15 protein-coding genes are annotated in these 22,017 nt (G+C 70.9%); 5 read left to right on the top strand and 10 right to left on the bottom strand.

The features are described from left to right. Positions 1 to 12: 12 nt before the first annotated feature. The 3 genes from BGO45_RS07890 to galT all read right to left on the bottom strand — a co-directional run bounded on the left by BGO45_RS07890 (position 13) and on the right by galT (position 3,515). The gene (locus BGO45_RS07890; RefSeq protein ID WP_292692415.1) at positions 13 to 966 is read right to left on the bottom strand and encodes a squalene cyclase; all 954 of its coding nucleotides are present in this window, start codon (positions 964 to 966) and stop codon (positions 13 to 15) included. A gap of 225 nt (positions 967 to 1,191) precedes the next feature. Then, positions 1,192 to 2,343: a galactokinase gene (gene galK / locus BGO45_RS07885; RefSeq protein WP_292692413.1), complete on the bottom strand. Its 1,152-nt coding sequence runs from the start codon at positions 2,341 to 2,343 to the stop codon at positions 1,192 to 1,194. Beyond that, a complete protein-coding gene (gene galT, locus BGO45_RS07880; protein ID WP_292692412.1) occupies positions 2,340 to 3,515 on the bottom strand; it encodes a galactose-1-phosphate uridylyltransferase in 1,176 nt (391 codons plus the stop codon). Before galT ends, galK begins: the two co-directional genes overlap by 4 nt. 50 nt (positions 3,516 to 3,565) lie before the next feature. Here galT and BGO45_RS07875 point away from each other — a divergent pair, with 50 nt between their 5' ends. After that, positions 3,566 to 4,525, top strand: a complete 960-nt coding sequence (locus BGO45_RS07875; protein ID WP_139327426.1) for a LacI family DNA-binding transcriptional regulator — start codon at positions 3,566 to 3,568, stop codon at positions 4,523 to 4,525. Between the two features lie 103 nt (positions 4,526 to 4,628). Here the strand turns inward: BGO45_RS07875 and BGO45_RS07870 are convergent, their stop codons facing one another. The 5 genes from BGO45_RS07870 to BGO45_RS07850 form a co-directional block, all read right to left on the bottom strand. Beyond that, on the bottom strand, positions 4,629 to 6,350 hold the full coding sequence (locus BGO45_RS07870; RefSeq protein ID WP_292692926.1) for a glycoside hydrolase family 35 protein: 1,722 nt from the start codon (positions 6,348 to 6,350) through the stop codon (positions 4,629 to 4,631). A 14-nt stretch (positions 6,351 to 6,364) separates the two neighbouring features. Continuing rightward, on the bottom strand, positions 6,365 to 7,882 hold the full coding sequence (locus BGO45_RS07865; protein ID WP_292692408.1) for an alpha-L-arabinofuranosidase C-terminal domain-containing protein: 1,518 nt from the start codon (positions 7,880 to 7,882) through the stop codon (positions 6,365 to 6,367). A gap of 74 nt (positions 7,883 to 7,956) precedes the next feature. After that, complete coding sequence (locus BGO45_RS07860; protein WP_292692406.1) at positions 7,957 to 9,309, bottom strand: sugar ABC transporter substrate-binding protein; 1,353 nt, start codon at positions 9,307 to 9,309, stop codon at positions 7,957 to 7,959. A gap of 82 nt (positions 9,310 to 9,391) precedes the next feature. After that, entirely contained in the window at positions 9,392 to 10,201 is an 810-nt protein-coding gene (locus tag BGO45_RS07855) for a carbohydrate ABC transporter permease (protein WP_076493767.1), read from the bottom strand. Positions 10,202 to 10,323: 122 nt separating this feature from the next. Then, positions 10,324 to 11,247 (bottom strand): carbohydrate ABC transporter permease, encoded by a 924-nt coding sequence (locus BGO45_RS07850; protein ID WP_076493505.1) that lies wholly within the window; start codon positions 11,245 to 11,247, stop codon positions 10,324 to 10,326. A gap of 174 nt (positions 11,248 to 11,421) precedes the next feature. On the opposite strand from BGO45_RS07850, the gene BGO45_RS07845 reads away from it, so the two are divergent. The 3 genes from BGO45_RS07845 to BGO45_RS07835 all read left to right on the top strand — a co-directional run bounded on the left by BGO45_RS07845 (position 11,422) and on the right by BGO45_RS07835 (position 17,894). Further along, positions 11,422 to 12,405, top strand: coding sequence for a LacI family DNA-binding transcriptional regulator (locus tag BGO45_RS07845; RefSeq protein WP_292692923.1), 984 nt, complete (start codon positions 11,422 to 11,424; stop codon positions 12,403 to 12,405). Positions 12,406 to 12,796: 391 nt separating this feature from the next. Beyond that, the gene (locus BGO45_RS07840; RefSeq protein ID WP_292692404.1) at positions 12,797 to 16,666 is read left to right on the top strand and encodes an RICIN domain-containing protein; all 3,870 of its coding nucleotides are present in this window, start codon (positions 12,797 to 12,799) and stop codon (positions 16,664 to 16,666) included. A gap of 187 nt (positions 16,667 to 16,853) precedes the next feature. Beyond that, positions 16,854 to 17,894, top strand: coding sequence for an NAD(P)-dependent alcohol dehydrogenase (locus BGO45_RS07835; protein ID WP_076493510.1), 1,041 nt, complete (start codon positions 16,854 to 16,856; stop codon positions 17,892 to 17,894). A gap of 479 nt (positions 17,895 to 18,373) precedes the next feature. Here the strand turns inward: BGO45_RS07835 and pgm are convergent, their stop codons facing one another. Both pgm and BGO45_RS07825 read right to left on the bottom strand, forming a co-directional pair. After that, on the bottom strand, positions 18,374 to 20,020 hold the full coding sequence (pgm, locus tag BGO45_RS07830; RefSeq protein ID WP_292692400.1) for a phosphoglucomutase (alpha-D-glucose-1,6-bisphosphate-dependent): 1,647 nt from the start codon (positions 20,018 to 20,020) through the stop codon (positions 18,374 to 18,376). An 89-nt stretch (positions 20,021 to 20,109) separates the two neighbouring features. After that, a complete protein-coding gene (locus BGO45_RS07825; protein WP_292692399.1) occupies positions 20,110 to 21,033 on the bottom strand; it encodes a LysR family transcriptional regulator in 924 nt (307 codons plus the stop codon). A 72-nt stretch (positions 21,034 to 21,105) separates the two neighbouring features. Here BGO45_RS07825 and BGO45_RS07820 point away from each other — a divergent pair, with 72 nt between their 5' ends. Next, positions 21,106 to 22,011 carry an EamA family transporter gene (locus tag BGO45_RS07820; protein ID WP_292692397.1) on the top strand — a complete coding sequence of 302 codons (906 nt, stop codon included), beginning with the start codon at positions 21,106 to 21,108 and terminating at the stop codon, positions 22,009 to 22,011. The last annotated feature ends 6 nt before the right edge of the window (positions 22,012 to 22,017 follow it).

Here is a 22,017-nt window from a genome sequence, read left to right as displayed (position 1 = left end):
ATCCTGTCGGACTCACGGGCGCGTGTCCCACCAGCGCAGCACGCGCAGCGCGAAGAACGTGAGCCATCGCGACGCCTCTCCCGCGGACACGTCGACCGGGAACCACTCGCGCCCCTCGAGCGGATACGCCTGATGCCACGTGCCGTCCGCGTCGCGGGTCGCGCGGACCCGCTCGATCGCGTCGGCGAGCCGCGGGTCGGGAGCCATGCCGTCGTGCTCGGCGGCGGCGCGGAAATGGTCGAGTGCGCGCAGCGCGCTGTAGCGATGGCGGAACGGATACCCGAGGTGGTCCGCCCAGCGGTGCTTCTCACCCGTCGACAGCCGGTACAGCAGCCGACGCTCCAGCAGATACTCCTCGGCTCCGCGGCGCGCGTCGTGCAACTCGGGCGTGCCGCCGCTGCGCCGCTCGTCGTCGAGGATCCCGATCACCGAGTTCAGCGTCGAGTGGAACGACGACCGCGTCGATCCCTCCACCCACTCGCAGTTCCAGCCGCCGTCGGGCAGACGGTGGGTGACGAACCAGTCCCGGATGCCACGTACTTCCGCCCCGAGCCACGCGCCGCTCGCGAGGGTGAACGCGTTGATGCAGGCATCCACTTCGCCGTCCCAGAACGGCAGATCCTCGTACTCCCAGCGGGCGTTGCGTTCGAGGAGAACCGCCGTGTCGGGACGGAGGGCGTCGGCATCCACGCCCCATTCGCGCAGCGACATCAGCGACCACGACGTGGCCGTCCAGGGCTGCGGCCCCTCACCGCGGAAGTCGGCGGGGAAGTGCGCGCCGCCGGCCCACATCCCGTCCTCGCCCTGCGCGGCGAGCAGCCGTGCACCGAAACCCTCGCGCGCGACCTTTGCGCGGGTCGCTTGCCAGGTGCCCTCCGGCGCATCGAGCAGGTCGCGCTCGACCTTCCACCGGAGCGCCGGGTCACTGTCGTGCAGCCACGCCAGAACGTCGTCGTCGGATGCCATGTCGGCACGCTACGCGCCCGCGGGCGCCGCGTCACGCCCGCGTGCCTTGATGCCGATAAACGGGATCGGCGGCGAGACACGGCGGGACGTGGCGTTTCTCGCCGCGGATCGCGTTTATCGCCGCACAACACCGCCGCGCCACCGCGCCCCGCACCGCGCAGGCCGCCCCGCGCCGCCGCACAACCCCGCCGCGCCCCGGGCCGCCCGCGCCGCGCAGGCCGCACCTCACATGTCGCGGCGCGCACCTTCCGACGGCGTGACCGTGAACACGTTCGGGGCGCGGAATCCGGATGCCGCGAACGCGGCGTGCACCGCGTCGGTCGCCGCGGGCACGAGCTCGACGGGGATCAGCGCGATCGCCGCTCCGCCGAAGCCGCCGCCGGTCATGCGCGCGCCGAGGGCCCCCGCGGCGAGGGCCGTCTCGACGGCGAGGTCGAGCTCGGGCACCGAGATCTCGAAGTCGTCGCGCATCGACGCGTGCGATGCGGTCAGCAGGTCGCCGATCGCCGTCGGGCCCTCGGCATCGAGCGCGGCGACGGTGTCGAGCACCCGCTGGTTCTCGGTGATGATGTGGCGCACCCGGCGGAAGGTCACGTCGTCGAGGATCTCGGCGGCACGCGGCAGGTCGTCGACGGTGAGGTCGCGCAGCGCCGGCACGCCGAAGGCCGCCGCCCCGCGCTCGCACGCTTCGCGGCGCTCGCGGTAGCCGCCCGAGGAGTGGGCGTGCTCGACGAGTGTGTCGACGACGAGGATCGCCAGGCCCGCCTCCGCGAAACCCAGCGCGACCGGCCGGGTCTCGAGCGTGCGGCAGTCGAGGAACGTGGCCGCGTCGGCGACGCCGAGCATCGAGGCCATCTGATCCATGATCCCGGTCGGCGCTCCGACCGCGTCGTTCTCGGCCGTCCGGCCTACGCGGGCGAGAGCGACCTTGTCGAGGCCGGCGCCCCACACGTCGTTGAGGGCGGATGCCACGGCCCCCTCGATCGCGGCGGACGACGAGAGGCCGGCACCCACGGGCACCTCCGACGCCAGGGCGATGTCGACGCCCCGGGGGGTGGCATCCGGGGCCGCCGCGCGCAGCGCCCACGCCACACCGAGCGGGTATCCCGCCCAGTCGAGGCCGCCGGCGGCGATGCGGGCGTCGAGGTCGGCGAGTGAGACCTCGACGGCGTCGTGGGCGAACGTCGAGCGCACGCGGATCACGTCGTCGTCGCGCAGTGCGACAGCCGCCGCGGTGCGCTGCGCGATCGCGAAGGGCAGGACGAAGCCCTCGTTGTAGTCGGTGTGCTCGCCGATGAGGTTGGCGCGGCCGGGCGCCGACCACGCTCCCACCTCGGGTGCGGCGAGCAGGGCGCGGGCGTCGTCGACGGCGGTCATGCCGTCACCTCCGGAACGGTGTCGAGGGCGGCGCGCAGGCGTTCGGCCTGCGACTCGGGGGTCACGTCGCCGATCCAGGCGCCCATGGCGGCTTCGGATCCGGCGAGGTACTTCAGCTTGTCGGCGGCGCGACGGGGAGAGGTGATCTGCAGGTTCAGCCGCACGCTGTCGCGCGCGCGGGCGACGGGCGCCTGGTGCCACGCGGCGATGTACGGAGTGGGCGTCTCGTACAGCGCGTCGATGCCGCGCAGCAGCCGCAGGTAGAACGGGGCGAGCTCGTCGCGCTCGGCATCCGTGGTCTCGGCGAGGTCGGCGACGTGGCGGTGCGGCAGCACGTGCACCTCGATCGGCCAGCGCGCGGCGAACGGCACGAAGGCCGTCCAGTGCTCGCCGCGGAGCACCACGCGCGGACCGGATGCCTCGAACTCGAGGATGCGCGCGAAGAGGTCGCGCGAGGTGCGCGAGACGGTGTCGAGCAGGCGCTGCGTCCGCGGGGTGACGTAGGGGTAGGCGTAGATCTGCCCGTGCGGGTGGGGGAGGGTGACGCCGATCTCCTGCCCGCGGTTCTCGAACGGGAACACCTGCCGGATGCCGGGGAGCGCCGACAGCGCGGCCGTGCGGTCGGCCCATGCCTCGATGACGGTCCGCGCGCGGGTGCGCGACAGCGTCCCGAACGACCCCTCGTGCTCGGGGCTGAAGCAGACGACCTCGCAGCGCCCGACGGAGGTGCGGGTGCGGCCGAGGCCCAGGTGCTCGAGGTCGTCGTCGCCGCGCGGCGGGTCGATCGCGGCGGGGGCGTCGGCGGTGGCGATGTCGAGCGCGGGGCCGAACGAGGGCGACTTGTTCTCGAAGACCGCCACGTCGTAGCGCGACGGGATCTCGGACGGGTTGGTCGGCGTCTGCGGGGCCAGCGGGTCGAGGTGCGCGGGAGGCAGGAACGCGCGGTTCTGGCGATTGGATGCCACGGTGATCCAGTCGCCCGTCAGCACGTCCTGACGCATGGTCGCGGTGGTGGGGCGCGGGTCGAGGGTGCGGGCGTCGACCGAGCGTTCCGCGCCGAGAGCGGTGTCGGCGTCGTCGAAGTAGATCAGTTCGCGGCCGTCGGCCAGGCGCGTGGGGCGCTTGACGACTCCGGCGCCGAGGGCCACCGCGGTGGGGCTGTCCGTGTTCACGATAACACGCTACAGATCAGGCGTGATATCGTCAACACCGAGGGGGTGGCATGCGCGTATCGATGGCCGATGTGGCCGCAGCGGCCGGTGTGTCGGCGCAAACGGTGTCGCGCGTGGCCAACGGCAGTCCCCGAGTCGACCCCGCGACCCGTGCCCGCGTCGAGAAGGCGATGAGCGACCTCGGCTACCGCATGCACCGCGCAGCACGGGCGCTCCGCACCGGACAGACCTCCACGATCGGACTCGTCGTGTCGACCCTGGCATCCGTCGGCAACTCCCGCATGCTGCAGGCGATCTCCGAGACCGCCGCCGCGCGCGACTACGCGCTCGCCGTCGTGAGCGTGGGGGAGCGCGGCATCCGCGACGCTTTCGCTCGCCTGCGCTCGCAGGGCGTGGACGGCGCGGTCGTGCTGAACGAGGCGACCGAGCTCGTGCGCGACATCGATCCGCCCGGCGACCTGCACCTCGTCGTCGTGGACTCCCCGCCCGACGACCGGTTCTCGATCGTCCAGACCGACCACGCCGGTGGTGCCCGCGCGGCCGTCGAGCACCTCCTCTCCCGCGGACACGACACCGTGCACCTCATCGCCGGGCCCGCGCGCTCGTTCGCCGCGACCGAGCGCGAGCGCGGGTGGCGCGAGGCCCTGGCCGACGCCGGTCGCCGCGTGCCCGACCTCGTGCGCGGCGACTGGACCTCGGCATCCGGTCATGCCGCTGCCCGCGCGCTCGACGGTGCCACCGCGGTGTTCGTCGCGAACGATCAGATGGCGCTCGGCGCTCTGCGCGCGTTCGCCGACGCCGGTCGCCGCGTCCCCGAGGACGTGGCGGTCGTCGGATTCGACGACATCGTGGATGCCGCCGAGTACCGCCCCCCGCTCACGACCGTCCGGCAGGACTTCGACGCCCTCGGCGCGCGTGCCGTCGCGGTGCTGGTCGACGCGATCGAAGGCGGCGCGCACACGGGCGAGACGGTGCCCGCGACGCTGGTCGTCCGCGACAGCGCTCGCTGACACCGACTTCGGACCGTACCGAGAACAGGCGCCGCGACGGAAACAGGCCGATCCGCGCGGGATCGGCCTGTTCTCGGCTCAAGGCCTGTTCTCGTGACGCGGTCTACTCCTCGAGCTGCCCCAGCTCCGGCTGCGCGACGAAGCGCGCGACGAGCTCGGCGGCCTGCTCCAGTTCGAGCACGACGATCTCGTTCGCGCCCGCGCGCAGCACCGGCGCGGGGACGTAGAGCGTCTGCTGCGGCACGTTCCGCCAGTACCGCCCGAGGAAGAAGCCGTTCACGAACGCGAAGCCCTTGCCCCACGCCGTCGTGTCGAGGAACAGGTCGGCGGGCGCGTCGAGCTCGAACGTTCCGCGCAGGAGCGCGCGGCCGAGCGCGCCGGTACCGGTGCCCGCGACCGTCGCGAGATCGATCGGCGTCGCGGTCCAGCCGGCCAGCGGGGCGCCGTCGAGGGTCGCGCCGCCGATCAGGCCCTTCTCCTCGCCGAGGCGGTGGCCGTAGTTGACGCGGCCCTGGTCCTCGACGAGCACCGTCAGCGTCGTCCCCGCGGGGATCGCGAGCGCGCGCTCGTGCAGCGTGCGGGACAGGCGCCCGACGAACACGCCGTCGACGTGCACCCACGCGAGATCGCGGACCTCGCCGAACGCGAGCACGGCGCGGTCCGCAGAGGACGCGGGCAGCGCGACGTCGTACCGCACCAGGGCCCCGAGGTGCCCGAGCTCCTCGAACGTCGCGGGCGCGTCGGAGACGGAACCCGTGGATGCCGGCATCCAGTCGCCCTCGCCCGAGAGCGCCACCTCGAACACCGGCGCGTCCGGCCGCGGCGAGGGCTCGAGATCGGGCACGGCGGCGTACTTCGCGATGACGTCGCGGAACGCGTGGAACTTCGCCGTCGGGTGGCCCGACTCGTCGATGGGCGCGTCGTAGTCGTACGACGTCACGATGGGGTCGAAGCGGCCCTTGTCGTTGGCGCCGTTGGTGGTGCCGAAGTTCGTGCCGCCGTGGACCATGTAGATGTTCACGGACGCGCCCGCCGCGAGCAGCACGTCGAGGTCGTGGGCGGAGGCCGCGGGGTCGGTGGTGTGGTGGATGCTGCCCCACCAGTCGAACCAGCCGTCCCAGAACTCCGAGCACATCAGCGGACCGGTGGGCTGGTGCTCGCGCAGTGTCTCGAGGCGTTCGGCCGAGCGAGAACCGAACGAGCCCGTGAGGTGCAGCTCGGGGAGGCTGCCGTTCTCGAGCATCCACGGCATCGGCTGGTCGACGGTCGTCAGCGGCACCGTGATCCCGGCGTCGCGGGTGACGCGCACGAGCTCGCGCAGGTAGTCCTCGTCGGAGCCGTAGGCGCCGTACTCGTTCTCGATCTGGACCAGGACGACGTTGCCGCCGCGGTCGATCTGGCGCGGCGCGACGATCTCGTACACGCGCTCGAGGTACTCCGTCACCGCGGCGAGATACTGCGGCTCCGAGCGGCGCAGTCCGATGCCCGGGGTGGAGGTCAGCCAGACGGGCAGGCCGCCGTTGTGCCACTCGGCGCAGATGTAGGGCCCCGGCCGGACGATGGCGTGCAGGCCCTCGGCGGCGACGAGGTCGAGGAAGCGTCCGAGGTCGTTCCAGCCCGTGGCATCCCATTCGCCGCGCACCGGTTCGTGCGCGTTCCACGCGACGTACGTCTCGATGGTGTTCAGGCCCATCGCCTTGGCCGTGCGGATGCGGTCGGCCCAGTGCTCGGGGTGGATGCGGAAGTAGTGCAGCGTCCCGGAGATGACCTGGAAGGGCTGCCCGTCCAGCAGGAAGTCGGTCTCGCCGATGGTGAAGGTCGTCACGATGTCTTTCGGGATCACAGGGCCAGCTGCACGCGGACGCGCGCCCAGGCGAGCGGGGGCAGGGTGAAGCGCAGGACGCCGTCGACCACGTCGACCGCGAGCGATGCGGGCGCCACGGGTTCGGCGTCGGCGGAGTTCGTCGTGTGGCGGTCGCCGCCGTCGGGGATCGTGATCACGACGGCGTCGGCGGATGCCACGGGCCCGAGGTCGAGTTCGATCTCCGTCGCCGCGTCGAGTGAGCGGTGGGCGAGGAACACGTGGGCGGTGTCGCCGTCGACCGTGGCGATCGCATCGACGGCGTCGACGTCGCCGTGACGGGCGGTGGAGATCCGCGCGCCCTCGACGTCGACCGGCACGACCCGGCCGGTCGCGGCCTCGGCCGTCAGGCGGAAGGGGTGGAACGTCGTCTGGCGCCACGCCGGCCCGCCGCCGGGCTCGGTGCGGATGGGCGCGATGACGTTCACCAGTTGCGCGAGGTTCGCCATCGACACGCGGTCCGCGCGCCGGAGCAGGGTGATGAGCAGCGACCCGACGACGACGGCGTCGGTGACGGTGTAGTCGTCCTCGATGAGGCGGGGCGCGATCGGCCAGTCGCCCGTGAAGACGCGGGGCTTGTCGACCTCGTTCCAGCGCGTCTGGTTCCACACGTTCCACTCGTCGACGCTGATGCCGATCGGAGTGCCGTGGGGGGTCGTGGCACCGACCTCGTCGATGATGTCGGCGACCTCGCCGATGTAGCGGTCGAGGGCGGCGCCGCTGGCGAGGAAGCTCTGCGGGTCGGCGGGGTCTTCCTCGTAGTAGGCGTGCACCGAGATGTGGTCGACGAGACCCGCGGTGTGACGGAGCACCGTGCGCTCCCACTCGCCGAACGTCGGCATCTCGTGGTTCGAGCTGCCCGCGGCGACGAGCTCGACGGTCGGGTCGATGAAGCGCATCATGCGCGCGGACTCGGCGGCGAGGCGCCCGTACTCGTCGGCGGTCTTGTGGCCGATCTGCCACGGCCCGTCCATCTCGTTGCCCAGGCACCAGAGACGGATGCCGAACGGCTCGTCGCGACCGTTCGCACGCCGGCGCTCGCTCAGCGCGGTGCCCGAGGGGTGGTTCGCGTACTCGAGCAGGTCGGCCGCCTCGGCGACGCCGCGCGTGCCCAGGTTCACCGCCTCCATGACCTCGAGGCCCGCGGCATCCGCCCACTCGGCGAACTCGTGCAGACCCACCTGGTTGGTCTCGGTGCTGTGCCACGCGGCATCCAGGCGCACCGGACGATCCGCGCGCGGACCGACACCGTCCTCCCAGCGGTAGCCCGAGACGAAGTTCCCGCCGGGGTAGCGCACCACCGTCGCGCCGAGCTCGCGCACGAGGGCGAGCACGTCGGCACGGAAGCCGGCCTCATCCGCCGTGATGTGTCCGGGCGAATGGATGCCGTCGTACACGCACCGGCCCATGTGCTCGACGAACGTGCCGAACAGGCGGCGCGGAACCTCGGCTCCGGGTCGGTGGGGGTCCAGCGTGATGCGGGTGGGGGAGGTCATGCGGCTCTCCTGGAGCGGGAAGGGAAGGGGCGGGTCGCTCGCTCGTGCGCTGCGACCCGCCCCCGATCATCGGCTTACTTGTTGACGCTGAAGCCCTGGTCGTTGCCGTACTGGACCAGCTGGTCCTGCCACGTCGACAGACCCGCGTTCAGGTCGCCCTTGGTGGCGTAGGCCTGACCCACGGTGTCGCCGTAGATGCTGTTGGCGTACACCTGGAAGGGCAGGTAGCTCCAGCCCTTCACCACGTCGCTCGACGCCTGCGTGAGGACCTGGTTGATCTGCTGGCCGCCGAAGTAGTCCGACTTCTTGTCGACGAAGGCGGGGTCGCTCAGCTGCGCCGTCGTGGAGGGGAAGCCGCCCGACTCCGCGAAGATCGTGAGGCTCTCGTCGTCGTTGTTGAGCCACTTGAGGAAGCCCGCGGCCAGCGCGGGGTTCTTGCTCTGCTTGGTCACGGCCTGTCCGCCGCCGCCGTTCTCGGCCGTCGCGGCCTTGCCGTCGTACGTCGGGATCGGGGCCACGGCCCACTTGCCCGCGCCGTCCTTCACGGAGGACTCGAGGACACCCGGCATCCAGGCGCCGATGACGAGCGAGGCGATCGAGCCGTCACCGAGGCCCTTGAACCACTCGTCGCTCCAGCTGGGGGTGTCGGAGAGCAGGCCGCCGTCGATGAGACGGTTCCAGTTGTCGGCGAACTTCTTCGAGCCCGCGTCCTGCAGGTCGATCGTGACGTTCGTGCCGTCGGCCTTGAACGGGGTGCCGCCGGCCTGCCAGATCATGCTGGTGGTGAAGCCGGAGTCGCCCGTGTCGGCGGTGATGTACTTCGTCGGGTCGGCGGCGTGCAGCTTCTGCGCGGCCGCGTAGTACTCGTCCCACGTCGTCGGGACGGCGATGCCGTACTGGTCGAAGACGGACTTGTTGTAGAACAGGGCCATGGGGCCCGAGTCCTGCGGCAGACCGTAGATCTTGCCGTCGAAGTCGACCGCACCCCACGGGCCGGTGGCGTAGGCGCTCTCGAGGTCGCCGAAGCCGTAGGGCGCGAGGTCGAGCAGCGAGTCCGACAGGGCGAACTGCGGGAAGGCGTAGTACTCGATCTGCACGACGTCGGGGGCGCCCGAGCCGGCCTTGATCGCGTTCTGGAGCTTGGTGTACTCCTCGGTGTTGGTGCCCGCGTTGACGAGGTTGACCTTCACCTTGGGGTACTTCTTCTGGAAGGCCGCGACCTGCGCCTCGGCCGACGGCGTCCACGACCAGTACGTGATCTCGCCGCCCTCCTGGAGCGCCTTCTCGATGTCGTCGGCGCTTCCGCCGTTGCTGCCGCCGCCCGTGCTGCCGCCGGAGCAGGCGGTCAGCGCGCCCACCGTGAGCGCGGTCGCGGCCAGAGCGAAGACGGTCCGCCGTACGGCGGTGCCCTTGCGCATGAATGTCATCGGGATTCCTTCACTTCGTTGTTGTGGATGGTGTTGCGTGGTTCCGGGGCAGGACGCTCCGGTTTCGGGAGGAGATCGAGGGTCACTGCTTGACGCTTCCGGCGCTGAGACCGGACTGCCAGAAGCGCTGCAGGACGAGGAACGCGGCGACGATCGGGATGATCGAGAGCAGGGCGCCGGTGATCACGAGGTTGTAGATCGGCTGGGCGCCGACGCCGGTGGCCTGCGCGTTCCACTGGTTGAGCCCGACCGTCAGCGGGTACCAGGCCGGGTCGCTGAGCATGATGAGCGGGAGGAAGTAGTTGTTCCAGGTCGCGACGACCGCGAACAGCAGCACCGTGACGATGCCGGGCGTCAGCAGCCGGATCGAGATCGTGAAGAACGTGCGGAACTCGCCCGCGCCGTCCATGCGCGCGGCCTCCAGCAGCTCGGTGGGGATGGCATCCGTCGCGTACACCCAGATGAGGTACAGGCCGAACGGGCTGATGAGCGACGGGATGATGATCGCCCAGGGGGTGTTCGTGAGACCGAGCTGGCTGAAGAGCAGGAAGGTCGGGACGGCGAGCGCCGTGCCGGGCACCGCGATCGCGCCGAGCACCACCGCGAAGACGGCCTTGCGACCCCGGAAGTTGTACTTGGCGAGACCGTAGCCGGCGAGGGTCGCCAGCAGCGTCGCCCCACCGGCGCCGACGACGACGTAGAGCAGGGTGTTGCCGAGCCAGCGCAGGAAGATGCCGTCGCGGTAGGTCAGCGTCTGGGCGATGTTGTCGCCCAGGGCGAAGCTGTCTCCGAACCAGAGGCCGAACGTCGAGAAGAGGTCGGGCTGGGTCTTGGTCGCGTTGATGACGAGCCAGAACAGCGGCACGAGCGTGTACAGGAGGTACAGCGCCATGACGATGCTGAGGACGATCGACTTCTTGCTCTGCGTGGGCGACGTGCGGGCGAAGCCGCGGCGCGAGCGCGAACGGGAGGTGGTCACGGCCACGGTGTCGGTGCGGGGTGCGGTCGCGGTGGTCATCGCGCCTCCTGACGAGAGCCGCGCAGCTGCACGACGTAAGCGATGACGGCGGTGATGACGCCCATGATGATCGCGACCGTGGCCGCGTAGTTGTACTGCTGGCCCGCGAACGACAGGTTGTAGGCGTACATGTTCGGCGTGAAGAACGTGGTGATGGTGTTCGGCGCCAGGGGCTTGAGGATGTTGGGCTCGTTGAACAGCTGGAAGCTGCCGATGATCGAGAAGATCGTGGCGATGACGACCGCGCCGCGCACGGCGGGGATCTTGATCGAGAAGATCGTGCGCCAGGCTCCGGCTCCGTCGATGGATGCCGCTTCGTACAGCTCGCCCGGGATGGTCTTCAGCGACGAGTAGAAGATCAGCATGTTGTAGCCGACGAACTGCCAGGTGACGATGTTGCCGATCGAGACCAGCATCCACTCGGGCACGAAGGGCTGGATGAACGAGCCGCCCAGCAGGTCGTTGAGGTTGCGGGTGAGGCCGAACTGGTCGCCGTAGATGTACCCCCACATGAGCACCGCCACCACGGCCGGAACGGCGTAGGGGAGGAAGATCACGATGCGGTAGAAGCCGGCGGCGTGGAGCCTGGCGCTGTCGATCGCGAGCGCGGCGGCGAGCGCCAGCAGGAGCATGACGGGAACCTGCACCACGAGGAACAGCGAGACGCGGCCGAGGCCGTCCCAGAACTTCCCGTCGCCGAAGACGGCGATGTAGTTGGCGAAGCCGACGAACGCGTTGCCGCCGACCAGCTGATCGCGGAAGACGCTCAGGTAGAGCGAGTACGCCAGGGGTGCGAGGAAGACCAGCGCGAAGACGATGGCGAAGGGGGCGACGAACAGCCAGCCGCGGTCGTCGATACGGGCGCGTCGCTTACGGCGCGGGGGGCGCAGAGCGGGCGGGGGTGCCGCGGTGGTCGTCATCGTCCGGATGCCTCTTCATTGGTGCGCAACGCGGACGGGTTGCCGCGATGTTGACGTAAACATAACTCTCGTCCCGCTAGCATGTCAACGTCAACATCCGAGGAGGCAGAAGTGAGCGAGACGACGACGGTGTCGACCGCGGCGGGGGGTCGCGGGCGACGACGGGAAGTCTCGATGGCCGATGTCGCTGCGGCGGCGGGGGTCTCGGGGCAGACCGTGTCGCGCGTGGCGAACGACCGCTCCAACGTCGATCCTGACACGCGGCAGCGCGTGCTCGATGCGATGGCCTCCCTGGGCTACCGGCCGAACAGTGCCGCACGGGCCCTGCGATCCGGGCGCTTCCGCAGCATCGGCGTGATCATGTTCTCGCTGAGCTCCTACGGCAACACGCGCACGCTCGACGCGCTGGCGTCGGTGGCTGCGGCATCCGGGTACTCCATCACGCTCATCACGGTGCAGTCCGCCTCGCAGTCCGACGTGTCGGGGGCGTTCCTGCGTCTCCACGAGCACGCCGTCGACGGGATCGTGATCCTCATCGAGACGCACCGCCTCGGCGAGAACGAACTCTCCATCCCCTCCGGCCTGCCGGTCGTCGTCGTCGACTCGAGCGCCGACTACCCGTACGCGGTCGTCGACAACGACCAGGCGCAGGGCGCGCGCCTGGCCACAGAGCACCTGCTCGACCTCGGCCACGAAACGGTGTGGCACGTGTCGGGCCCGCCGGAGTCCTTCGCGGCCGAGCGTCGACGCGACGCCTGGCGCGCCGCCCTCGAAGAACGCGGATGCCGCGTGCCGCCGGTGCAGATCGGCGATTGGACGGCCGAGTCGGGACACCGCATCGGCGCGGAGCTCGCACGCGACCCGGCGGTGACGGCGGTCTTCGCGGCCAACGACCAGATGGCCCTCGGGGTGATCCGCGCGCTGCACGAGGCCGGACGCGCCGTGCCCGGTGAGATCAGCGTCGTCGGCTTCGACGACATGCCCGAGTCGGCGAACTTCTGGCCTCCTCTGACGACCGTGAGCCAGCGGTTCGAGCGTGTCGGCGAAGAGGCGATGAGCGCTCTGATCGCCGACATCGAAGGCTCGGGCAGCGACCACACGCGCACTCTCGTGCCCACCTCCCTCGTGGTGCGCGAGAGCTCCGGCCCGCGCGCCTGACGGCTCCCGTCTGCGCGCTCGAAGCGCGCGGCTCCCGCGTGCGTGCGCGAGGCGTGCGGCTCGCGCGTGCGTGCGCGAGGGCTGCGGCTCGGCACGCGCCAGGGTCGGTGTCGAAGGGAGGGGATGCGGCGGGCGGAGGGCCGAATCCGTGGCATCCGTCCTCCTTTCGCCGAATCTCCTCCGCCGGCCTCGCGGATTCGGTGCGAGGGCCGGGATGCCACGGGGCTCGCGCGATGCAGCCCCGCGCAGGACGCCCGCTCGGGAAGCCTGGCCGGAGCAGCGGTTGTATCGCGACCCCGGGCTCCGCTAAGTTCGATGTTGACGTCAACATGTTGACGTCAACATCTCCCCTCCTCGAGGGCCGCGACGCTGCGGCCGGATCGGAATGACGATGAAGTCAGCTCGACTGCTGTCGATGACCTGCGCGGTCGCCCTGGCGGCCGGTGGACTCGCCGCGACCGCGGCCCCCGCGACGGCGGTGGCAGCGCCGAACGCGACGGTGCGCATCACCCCCAACCCCGCGACCGCGGCCGACCCGTTCGAGGGGTGGGGAACGAGCCTCGTGTGGTTCGCCAACGCCACCGGCAACTATCCCGCCGACGTGCGCCAGAAGCTCTACGACGCGGTGTTCGGCGAGGACGGCCTGAACCTCAACATCGCCCGGTACAACATCGGCGGAGGCAACGCGTCGGACGTGCCGGACTACCTGCGTCCCGGGGGCGCGGTGCCCGGATTCTGGAACCCCGACCTGCAGGCGAGCGACGACCAGGGCGCCATCACCTCGAACTACGCCGACCGTGCGCGGTACAAGGCCGCGTGGAACCCCGACGACCCGAACGCCTACGACTTCGACGCCGACTCCGCCCAGCGGTGGTGGATCGATGCGCTCAAGGGCAAGATCACCCACTGGGAGGCGTTCAGCAACTCGCCGCCCTACTTCCTCACTCAGAGCGGCTACGTCTCCGGCGGCATCAACAACGCCACGAGCGAGCAGCTCGCCCCCGCCGACATGGACAAGTTCGCGGGCTACCTCGTGAACGTCGTCGACGAGCTCGAGAAGCAGCACGGCGTGAAGTTCGACACGATCGACCCGTTCAACGAGCCGAACACGAACTACTGGCAGACCCAGATCCCGAACGGGGCGCAGTGGCCGACCGGCGGACGCCAGGAGGGTGCGCACATCGGCCCGCAGGCGCAGGATGCCATGGTCAAGGCGCTCGCGGCCCGCCTCGCGCAGCCCGGGACGACGACGGATGCCGTGATCTCGGCGATGGACGAGACGAACCCCGGGATCTTCGCCTCGAACTGGAACACCTGGTCGGCGCAGTCCAAGAGCCTCGTCGACCAGCTCAACGTGCACACCTACGGCACCAGCGGACGCCAGGTCGTCCGCGACATCGCCAAGGCCGCCGACAAGCCCCTGTGGATGAGCGAGGTCGAGGGCAACTGGACGGCCGGTGGTTTCACGACCAACGACATCAACAACGGCATCGGAATGGCCGAGCACATCGTGGGCGACCTCCGCGAGCTCGAGCCGACCGCCTGGGTGTTCTGGCAGCCCGTCGAAGACCTCTACAACATGCAGAAGGTCGAGAACCTCAACTGGGGCAGCGTCTACATCGACTTCGACTGCAACGCCGAGGGCAAGTCGCTGCGGCGCATCGCCGACGGTGAGGCCGACCCCTCCTGCAAGGTGCTGACGAACGAGAAGTACAACACCGTCCGGAACTTCACGCACTACATCCACCCGGGCGACCGCCTCATGGCCACCGACAACGCGCAGTCCACCGCGGCCGTCGACGCCGACGGTCAGGGCGCGACGATCGTGCACGTGAACGGCGACGACTCCGCCAAGACGGTGCAGATCGACCTGAGCGACTTCGGGACGATCGCACCCGGGGCCACGGTCACCCCCATCGTGACCACCCAGTCGACGGCCGACCAGCCGACGGTCAACGCCCTGAAGGAGGGTGCGAAGGTGGCCGTGGATGCGGCATCCCGGACCGCCACCGTCACCGTCCCGGCGAAGTCGGTCACGACGTTCGTGATCGACGGCGTCTCGGGCGTCTCGCAGGACGCTGCAGCCTTCCGTGACGGTGAGTCGGTGCAGCTCACGGGCCTGCAGAGCGGCCTCGCGCTCGACGCTTCGTCGGGCCTGGCGATCCGTGCGACCGCCACGACGGCCGACGCCGCCCGGGCGCAGACCTGGACCGTGCGCACGATCGACGGCGAGGGCACCAACCGCCACCGCTTCACGCTTCAGAACGGCGCGGGCAAGTTCCTGGCATCGAACAACGGGGGCACCGCGCTCGTCGACGCCGATCCGACCGCGGCCGCGGGCGACCCCGCGACCCAGTGGATGGCCTCGACGACGGACGGTGAGTACTACTCGCTGCTGAACGTCGCCGCGGAGCGCGTCCTCGACGTGAACCAGGCCAGCACGACTCCCGGCGCGACCGTGGGGCTGTGGACGTCCAACGGTGGGGGCAACCAGCAGTGGCGCATCGCGACGACGCGCATCCTGGGCACCGAGCCCGTGTCGGTGGCGACCGCGGTCGACGTCGCCCCGCAGCTGCCGTCGCGAGCCGTGGTCCGGTACGCCGGCAACACGCTCCGTGCCGCTGACGTCACCTGGCAGCTCGACGGGGCCGACTGGTCGCGACCGGGCACCGTGCAGGTGCGCGGCACGGGCACCGACCTCTTCGGTACGGAGTTCGAGGCCACGGCGTCCGTCGAGGTCGGGGCCTTCACGGCGACGCGACCGGCGTCGGTGACGGTTCCGGCGGGCAGCGCCCTCGATGTCGTGAAGGGCCTCGCCGACCGCGACGTCCAGGCCGAGCTGACGCCGTCGGGCGGCGGCTACCCGGTGCCGGTGGAGTGGACGTGGGGCGACCTGACGGATGCCGCTTTCTCCGCGCCGGGAACGGTGACCGTCGCGGGTGTCGCCACGGGTCCGACCGGTGAGCGTCTCGACGCGAAGCTGACGGTCATCGTCACGGCCGCGACCGAGAACGACGTCGCCCCGCAGAGCGCTCCCTCGGCGACCTACACCGAGTCGGGCTACCCCGTCAGCAACACCATCAACGGCATCGCGACCGACAAGGGATGGTCGAACTGGCGAGGGGGCACCAAGAACGACCAGGACACCCTGAGCTACGCGCTCGCGAAGCGCGAGACCCTCACGCGCGTCACGGTCCAGTTCTACAAGGACGGCAGCAGCATGAGCTGGCCGGCGACGATGCGCGTCGATCACCGACTGAGCGGCGGCGAGTGGGTGCAGGGCGACCTCATCACCGTGCCGACCCCGTCCAGCGGTGCACCCCTGGTCGAGGTGCCCGTGACGGGGGCCGCCGACGAGGTGCGGGTCGTGATGAACGCCCGGTCGCAGACGCACATGATCGTGTCCGAGGTGTCGATCTACGCGGCTTCGGCATCGCCCGCGGGCATCGCCGATCTGGCACGTCTGACGGTCGGCGACCAGCCCGTCGAGGGCTTCGACCCCAAGGTCTTCGACTACACCGTGTCGTCGACGGGGTCCGCCTGGCCCGAACTGCACGCCCTCGCCGTCGACGAGGATGCCGCGGTCCGGATCACCCAGCCGGGTGCCGGGTCCGAGACGGCGCGCGCCGCCGGTGACGCGGGCTCCGTCCGGGTCACGGCTCCCGACGGCACCGAGCAGACCTACACGGTGACGGTCGAGCGCGCGGTCGGCATCGAGACGCCGACCCTCGCCGGCGAGCCGCGCGTCGGTTCGACGGTGCGGGCGTCGGCCGTCACCGATCCCGCCGACGCTGCGCTGGCGTTCGTGTGGCTCCGCGACGGTTCGCCGATCCCGGATGCCACGGCGGACGCCTATGCGCTGACCGCCGCCGACGAGGGCCGGGAGATCTCGGTCGAGGTCACCGCGTCCGCCGAGGGCTTCACGTCCGGATCCGCGCGCTCCGCGGGCATCGTCCCGGCAGCTGCGCCGGTCGACCCGGGCACCGGGGGCGGCGACGGGTCGGGCAACGGCAACGGCAACGGCAACGGTGGCGGTTCCGGGACCGGCAACGGCTCGGGCAACGGCAGCACCGGTGCGGGCTCGTCGGCCGGGTCGGGCTCGAACGGCTCGTCCACGAGCACGACGTCGGGCGATCTCGCCGTGACGGGTCTGCAGTCGGAGGGCATCGCCGTGCTGGCGGCCGGAGCCGGTCTGCTCCTCCTCCTGGGCGGTCTGGTGCTGTGGCGCCGTCGCCGGGGAGCCGGCTCCACCGAGGGCTGACCCCGCCGGATCACGCGGCCGCGTCGATCGCCCCCGGGCGTCGGCGCGGCCGCGTCGTCCGCGCGGGACTCGCGCGTGGGCGTCGTTGGCATCCCGTATCCGAAACGCACATCCGTGCAACCCCGCCCTCTCCCGCCCGCCGGCGCGGAAAGATGGACGAGTTCGATTCCCCTCCCCGAGGAGCCCCATGCACGTCAACGCCTACGCGGCGTCGTCCGCGACCTCCCCCCTCGAGCCCACGACGATCGAGCGTCGTGACGTCGGCCCGAAGGATGTCCTCATCGACATCGCCTACGCCGGCATCTGCCACTCCGACATCCACACCATCCGCGGCGAGTGGGGCGAGGTGCCCTACCCGCTGACCGTCGGCCACGAGATCGTCGGCACGGTCGCCGAGGTCGGCGCCGACGTCACGAAGCACAAGATCGGCGACCGGGTCGGCGTGGGTTGCATGGTCAACTCGTGCCGTGAGTGCGAGAACTGCCTCGCCGGCGAGGAGCAGTACTGCCTCAACGGCAACACCGGCACCTACGCCGCGATCGACCGCGACGGCACGGTCACCCAGGGCGGCTACTCGCAGAAGATCGTCGTCGACCAGGACTTCGTGCTCCGCGTGCCCGAGTCGATCCCGTACGAGAAGGCCGCGCCGCTGCTGTGCGCCGGCATCACCACCTACTCGCCCCTGAACCACTGGAACGCCGGCCCCGGCAAGAAGGTCGCGGTCGTGGGCCTCGGCGGTCTCGGTCACATGGCCGTGAAGATCGCGCACGCGATGGGCGCCGAGGTCACGGTGCTGTCGCAGACGCTGAGCAAGAAGGACGACGGCCTCGCGATGGGCGCCGACCACTACTACGCCACGAAGGACGACGAGACCTTCACCGCGCTGAAGAACACCTTCGACCTCATCGTCAACACCGTCAGCGCACCGCTCGAGCTGAAGAAGTACCTCGGGCTGCTGACGCTGAACGGCACGATGGTCAACGTCGGCGCCCCGCCGGAGCCGCTCCCGATCCAGGTGTTCACGCTGTTCACCAATCGTCGTTCGTTCGCCGGGTCGTCGATCGGCGGCATCCGCGAGACCCAGGAGATGCTCGACTTCTGCGCCGAGAAGGGCATCGCGCCCGAGGTCGAGGTCATCTCCGCCGAGCAGATCAACGAGGCCTACGAGCGGGTGCTGAAGAGCGACGTGCGCTACCGCTTCGTGATCGACGCTGCGACCCTCGCCTGATCCTGGATGCCACGAGGCCCCGGCGTTCTCCGGAACGTCGGGGCCTTCGTGTGTCTCGGCTGCGGTGCGCCGCGTCCCGCGGTGCCGCCGCGTCCGGCGGTGCTGCAGGCCGTGGCATCCCGCCGCCGGCCGTGGCATCCCGCCGCCCCATTGTCGATAAACGCTGATCCCGGCGAGAAACGACGCGGCGTGCCGTGTCTCGTCGTGAATCGCGTTTATCGCGAAGCTGGGCGATCGTCGGACGCTCCGCCGCCCGTCGTCGCCGCCCTGGGAACGTGGTGGTGTGGGTGTCGCGTCGCTCCGCCGCCCCATTGCCGATAAACGCTATTCCCGGCGAGAAACGACGCGGCGTGCCGTGTCTCGTCGTGCATCGCGTTTATCGCAAGCCAGCCGCAGCGCCGCAGCGCAGCGCCGCCGGGTTCCCGCCCGCACGCGAAAGCGGCGCCGGCCCGGAGGGCGACGCCGCTTCGACGGGGGTGTTACGCCTGGCCGAGCGCGGCCGAGACCACGGCCCGCGCCTCTTCCTGCACCGCGCGCAGGTGCTCCTCGCCGCGGAGAGACTCGGCGTACAGCTTGTAGACGTCTTCGGTGCCGGAGGGGCGGGCGGCGAACCACGCGGACTCGGTCTGCACCTTCAGACCGCCGATCGCGGCGCCGTTGCCCGGTGCGTGCGACAGCTTCGCGATGATCGGCTCGCCCGCGAGCTCGGTGGCGGTCACGGCATCCGGAGACAGCTTCGACAGCGTCGCCTTCTGCGCGGGCGTGGCGGGGGCGTCGACGCGCTGGTAGGCCGAGGCGCCGAACTCGGCCTCGAGCTCGGCGTACCGCTGTGACGGCGTCTTGCCCGTCACGGCGAGGATCTCGGCCGCGAGCAGGCACAGCAGGATGCCGTCCTTGTCGGTGGTCCAGACGGTGCCGTCCTTGCGGAGGAACGAGGCGCCCGCGGACTCTTCGCCGCCGAACGCGACCGAGCCGTCGAGCAGACCCGGGACGAACCACTTGAACCCGACCGGCACCTCCAGCAGGGTCTTGCCGAGGGAGGATGCCACCCGGTCGATGATCATCGACGACACGAGCGTCTTGCCCACAGCGGCGTCGGCCGGCCAGTTCGACCGGTGCGAGAAGAGGTAGTCGATCGCGACCGCGAGGTAGTGGTTGGGGTTCATCAGGCCGGCGTCGGGCGTGACGATGCCGTGCCGGTCGGCGTCGGCGTCGTTGCCGGTGAGGATGTCGTAGTCGGCGCGCGCGGCCACGAGCGAGGCCATGGCCGACGGCGACGAGGGATCCATGCGGATCTTCTCGTCCCAGTCCAGCGTCATGAACTTCCACGTCGGGTCGACCTCGGGGTTCACGACGGTGAGGTCGAGGCCGTACACCTCCGCGATGAGCGCCCAGTACTCCACCGACGCGCCGCCCAGCGGGTCGGCGCCGATGCGGACGCCGGCGTTCTTGATCGCGTCGACGTCGATGATGGATGCCAGATCCCGCACGTACGCGTCACGGAAGTCGTACTGCCCGAGGCCGTCGAGGTCGATGTCGGCGTGACGCGTCCGCTTCACGCCGTCGAGGCCCGCCGCGATGAGCGCGTTGGCGCGGTCGGCGATCCAGCCCGTCGCGTCGGTGTCGGCGGGGCCGCCGTGCGGCGGGTTGTACTTGAAGCCGCCGTCGCGGGGCGGGTTGTGCGACGGGGTGACGACGATGCCGTCGGCGCGGCCCGGGTCGGAGGCGTCGCGGCCACGGTTGTAGGCGAGGATCGCGTGGCTGAGGGCGGGGGTCGGCACCCACGAGTCGCGCGAGTCGACGCGCACGTCCACGCCGTTCGCGACGAGCACCTCGATGGCGCTGCGCTCGGCGGGCAGCGACAGCCCGTGCGTGTCGCGCCCGAGGAACAGCGGGCCGGCGATGCCCTGCGCCGCGCGGTAGTCGACGATCGCCTGGGTGGTGGCGAGGATGTGGTCCTCGTTGAAGCTCGTGCTCAGCGAGGATCCCCGGTGGCCGCTCGTGCCGAAGGCGACGCGCTGCTCGGGAACCGTGGCATCCGGCTTGCGGTCGTAATAGGCGGCGATCAGTTCGTCGATGTCGATGAGATCGGATGCCTCGGCGGGCTGTCCTGCGCGACTGCTCATGCGGACAGTCTGCCCGGTGTGGAGCCGTCGTGCACATGCGCCGACGCAAGGGATGCCGCGAATGTGCCCAGACCGGGCGATGCCGCTGGTCAGCGAGCCCCTTCGAGCGCCGCGCCGCGCTCCCGCAGAGCGGAGAGTGTCGTGCGCAGGGCGGGGGAATCGGCCTGCGAACGCCGGTGGACGGCGACGACGTCGCGGGTCGAGGCGGGGTCGACGGTCGGGATCGCGACGAGATCGGGGCCGAGGGGCGCGCGTCCGAGTCTCGGGACGAGGGCGACGACCGCACCGGTGCGCGCCAGTTCGAGATGGTTCTCGAACTCCATCGATTCGTACACGACCCGGGGCGCGTTGCCGATGCCGTCGAACAGGCGGCGCAGCCACTGCCGGCAGATCGTCGTCTCGAAGGTCGCGACCCATGCCTGATCGGCGAGGTCGCGCGGGTGCAGGACGTGACGGTCGGCGAGCGGGTGGTCGCGGTGCAGCACAATGTCGGCGACGTCGGTGAACAGTGGGGTCACGACGATGTTGTCGGGGATCGCGAGGGCCACTCCGCCCCATTGGTGGGCGATGCCGAGGTCGCGTTGGCCGGACGCGATGAGCGCGACGGTCTCCCACGGTTCGCTTTCGCGCACGAGGAGCCGCAGGTCGGGGTGTGTGCGGGCGAGGTCTGCGAGCAGGGGGGCGAGGAGTCCGCGAACGACGGTCGAGAAGGCCGCGATGCGCACCTCGCCGCTGACGGCGCCGTCCGCGGGCGCGCTCGCCTGCAGGTCGGAGCGGAGCCGCTCCAACTCGGCGAGGATCGGCGTCGAGCCGACGACGAGCTGCGTGCCCGCGTCGGTCAGCGCGACCCCCCGCCCCACGCGTTCGAGCAGGGCGACCCCCGTCTCGCGCTCGAGGCGCTTGATCTGCTGCGAGACCGCCGACGGGGTGAAGCCGAGCGCGGCGGCGGCCGCGGACACGCTGCCCTCGCGGGCGACGGTCCGCAGGGAGCGGACGGCCTCCAGATCGATCATGAAGCAAAGCTACTGCTTTTCGTGAAGAAACATTCGCTGGTGCTTCATCGGCGAACGCGCTGGACTGAACGGGTGAGTCGTCGTGACATGATCCTGGCCGCCGCGGTGGCCTCCGCCTGGGGCTTCAACTTCCTCGTCATCGACTGGGGGATGCCGGGAATCCCGCCGCTGCTGTTCGTCGCGATCCGCTTCGCCGTCGTCGCGGCGTTCGCCGTCGTGGTGCCCCGGCCGTTGGCATCCTGGAGCACGATCGTGGGTGTCGGGTTGTTCATGAGCCTCGGGCAGTTCGGGCTGCTGTACACCTCGCTCGCGCTCGGTCTCCAGCCGGGCCTGGCGGCACTGCTGCTGCAGGCGCAGGCGGTGTTCACCGTCGTGATCGCCGCCGGCGTGCTCCGCGAGCGGCCGACGCCCGGTCAGGCGGCGGGCGTCGCGATCGGGGTCGCGGGCCTCGCCGCCGTCGCCCTCGGCCGCGGGGGGAATGCGCCCGCCCTCGCCGTGGTGCTCGCGCTCGCCGCGGCGCTGTCGTGGGCCGTCGGCAACGTCATCTCTCGGCGGGCGGGGGTCGTCGCGGGGCGCGGCCGCCTCGGCGCCCTGTCGCTCACGGTATGGTCGGCGCTCGTGGTGCCGGTTCCGGCGCTGGTGCTCGCGTTCGCCGTCGAGGGGCCGTCTGCGATCACCGCCGGCCTCGCGTCGTTCGGCTGGTCGGCCGCGCTGTCGACGCTGTACACCGCCGGTCTCTGCACGCTCGCGGGCTACGCGATCTTCAACGGCCTGCTGGCGCGCAATCCGTCCGCGGCGGTCGTCCCCTGGGTGCTCCTCGCGCCGGTGGTCGCCATGGTCTCGGCGGCCCTCCTGCTCGGCCAGATCCCGGCGCCCGCCGAAGTGATCGGGGGAGTGCTGCTCGTGGGCGGCGTCCTGGTGACGACGGTCGGCGTCCGATTGCGTCATGTGTCACCGGCGGGTGTGCAGGATGGATAAAGTCTG

This window comes from Microbacterium sp. 71-36 (assembly GCF_001898305.1).
Lineage (GTDB): Bacteria > Actinomycetota > Actinomycetes > Actinomycetales > Microbacteriaceae > Microbacterium.
This window is presented reverse-complemented; position numbering and strand designations above follow the sequence as displayed.

Bases quoted from the DNA above. Each gene is read 5' to 3' on its own strand.
- pgm (WP_292692400.1), bottom strand. From the start codon at position 20,020: ATGAGCAGTCGCGCAGGACAGCCCGCCGAGGCATCCGATCTCATCGAC.
- BGO45_RS07890 (WP_292692415.1), bottom strand. From the start codon at position 966: ATGGCATCCGACGACGACGTTCTGGCGTGGCTGCACGACAGTGACCCG.
- BGO45_RS07840 (WP_292692404.1), top strand. From the start codon at position 12,797: ATGAAGTCAGCTCGACTGCTGTCGATGACCTGCGCGGTCGCCCTGGCG.
- BGO45_RS07875 (WP_139327426.1), top strand. From the start codon at position 3,566: ATGCGCGTATCGATGGCCGATGTGGCCGCAGCGGCCGGTGTGTCGGCG.
- BGO45_RS07850 (WP_076493505.1), bottom strand. From the start codon at position 11,247: ATGACGACCACCGCGGCACCCCCGCCCGCTCTGCGCCCCCCGCGCCGT.
- BGO45_RS07865 (WP_292692408.1), bottom strand. From the start codon at position 7,882: ATGACCTCCCCCACCCGCATCACGCTGGACCCCCACCGACCCGGAGCC.
- galK (WP_292692413.1), bottom strand. From the start codon at position 2,343: ATGACCGCCGTCGACGACGCCCGCGCCCTGCTCGCCGCACCCGAGGTG.
- BGO45_RS07860 (WP_292692406.1), bottom strand. From the start codon at position 9,309: ATGACATTCATGCGCAAGGGCACCGCCGTACGGCGGACCGTCTTCGCT.
- BGO45_RS07855 (WP_076493767.1), bottom strand. From the start codon at position 10,201: ATGGCGCTGTACCTCCTGTACACGCTCGTGCCGCTGTTCTGGCTCGTC.
- BGO45_RS07825 (WP_292692399.1), bottom strand. From the start codon at position 21,033: ATGATCGATCTGGAGGCCGTCCGCTCCCTGCGGACCGTCGCCCGCGAG.
- BGO45_RS07835 (WP_076493510.1), top strand. From the start codon at position 16,854: ATGCACGTCAACGCCTACGCGGCGTCGTCCGCGACCTCCCCCCTCGAG.
- BGO45_RS07845 (WP_292692923.1), top strand. From the start codon at position 11,422: ATGGCCGATGTCGCTGCGGCGGCGGGGGTCTCGGGGCAGACCGTGTCG.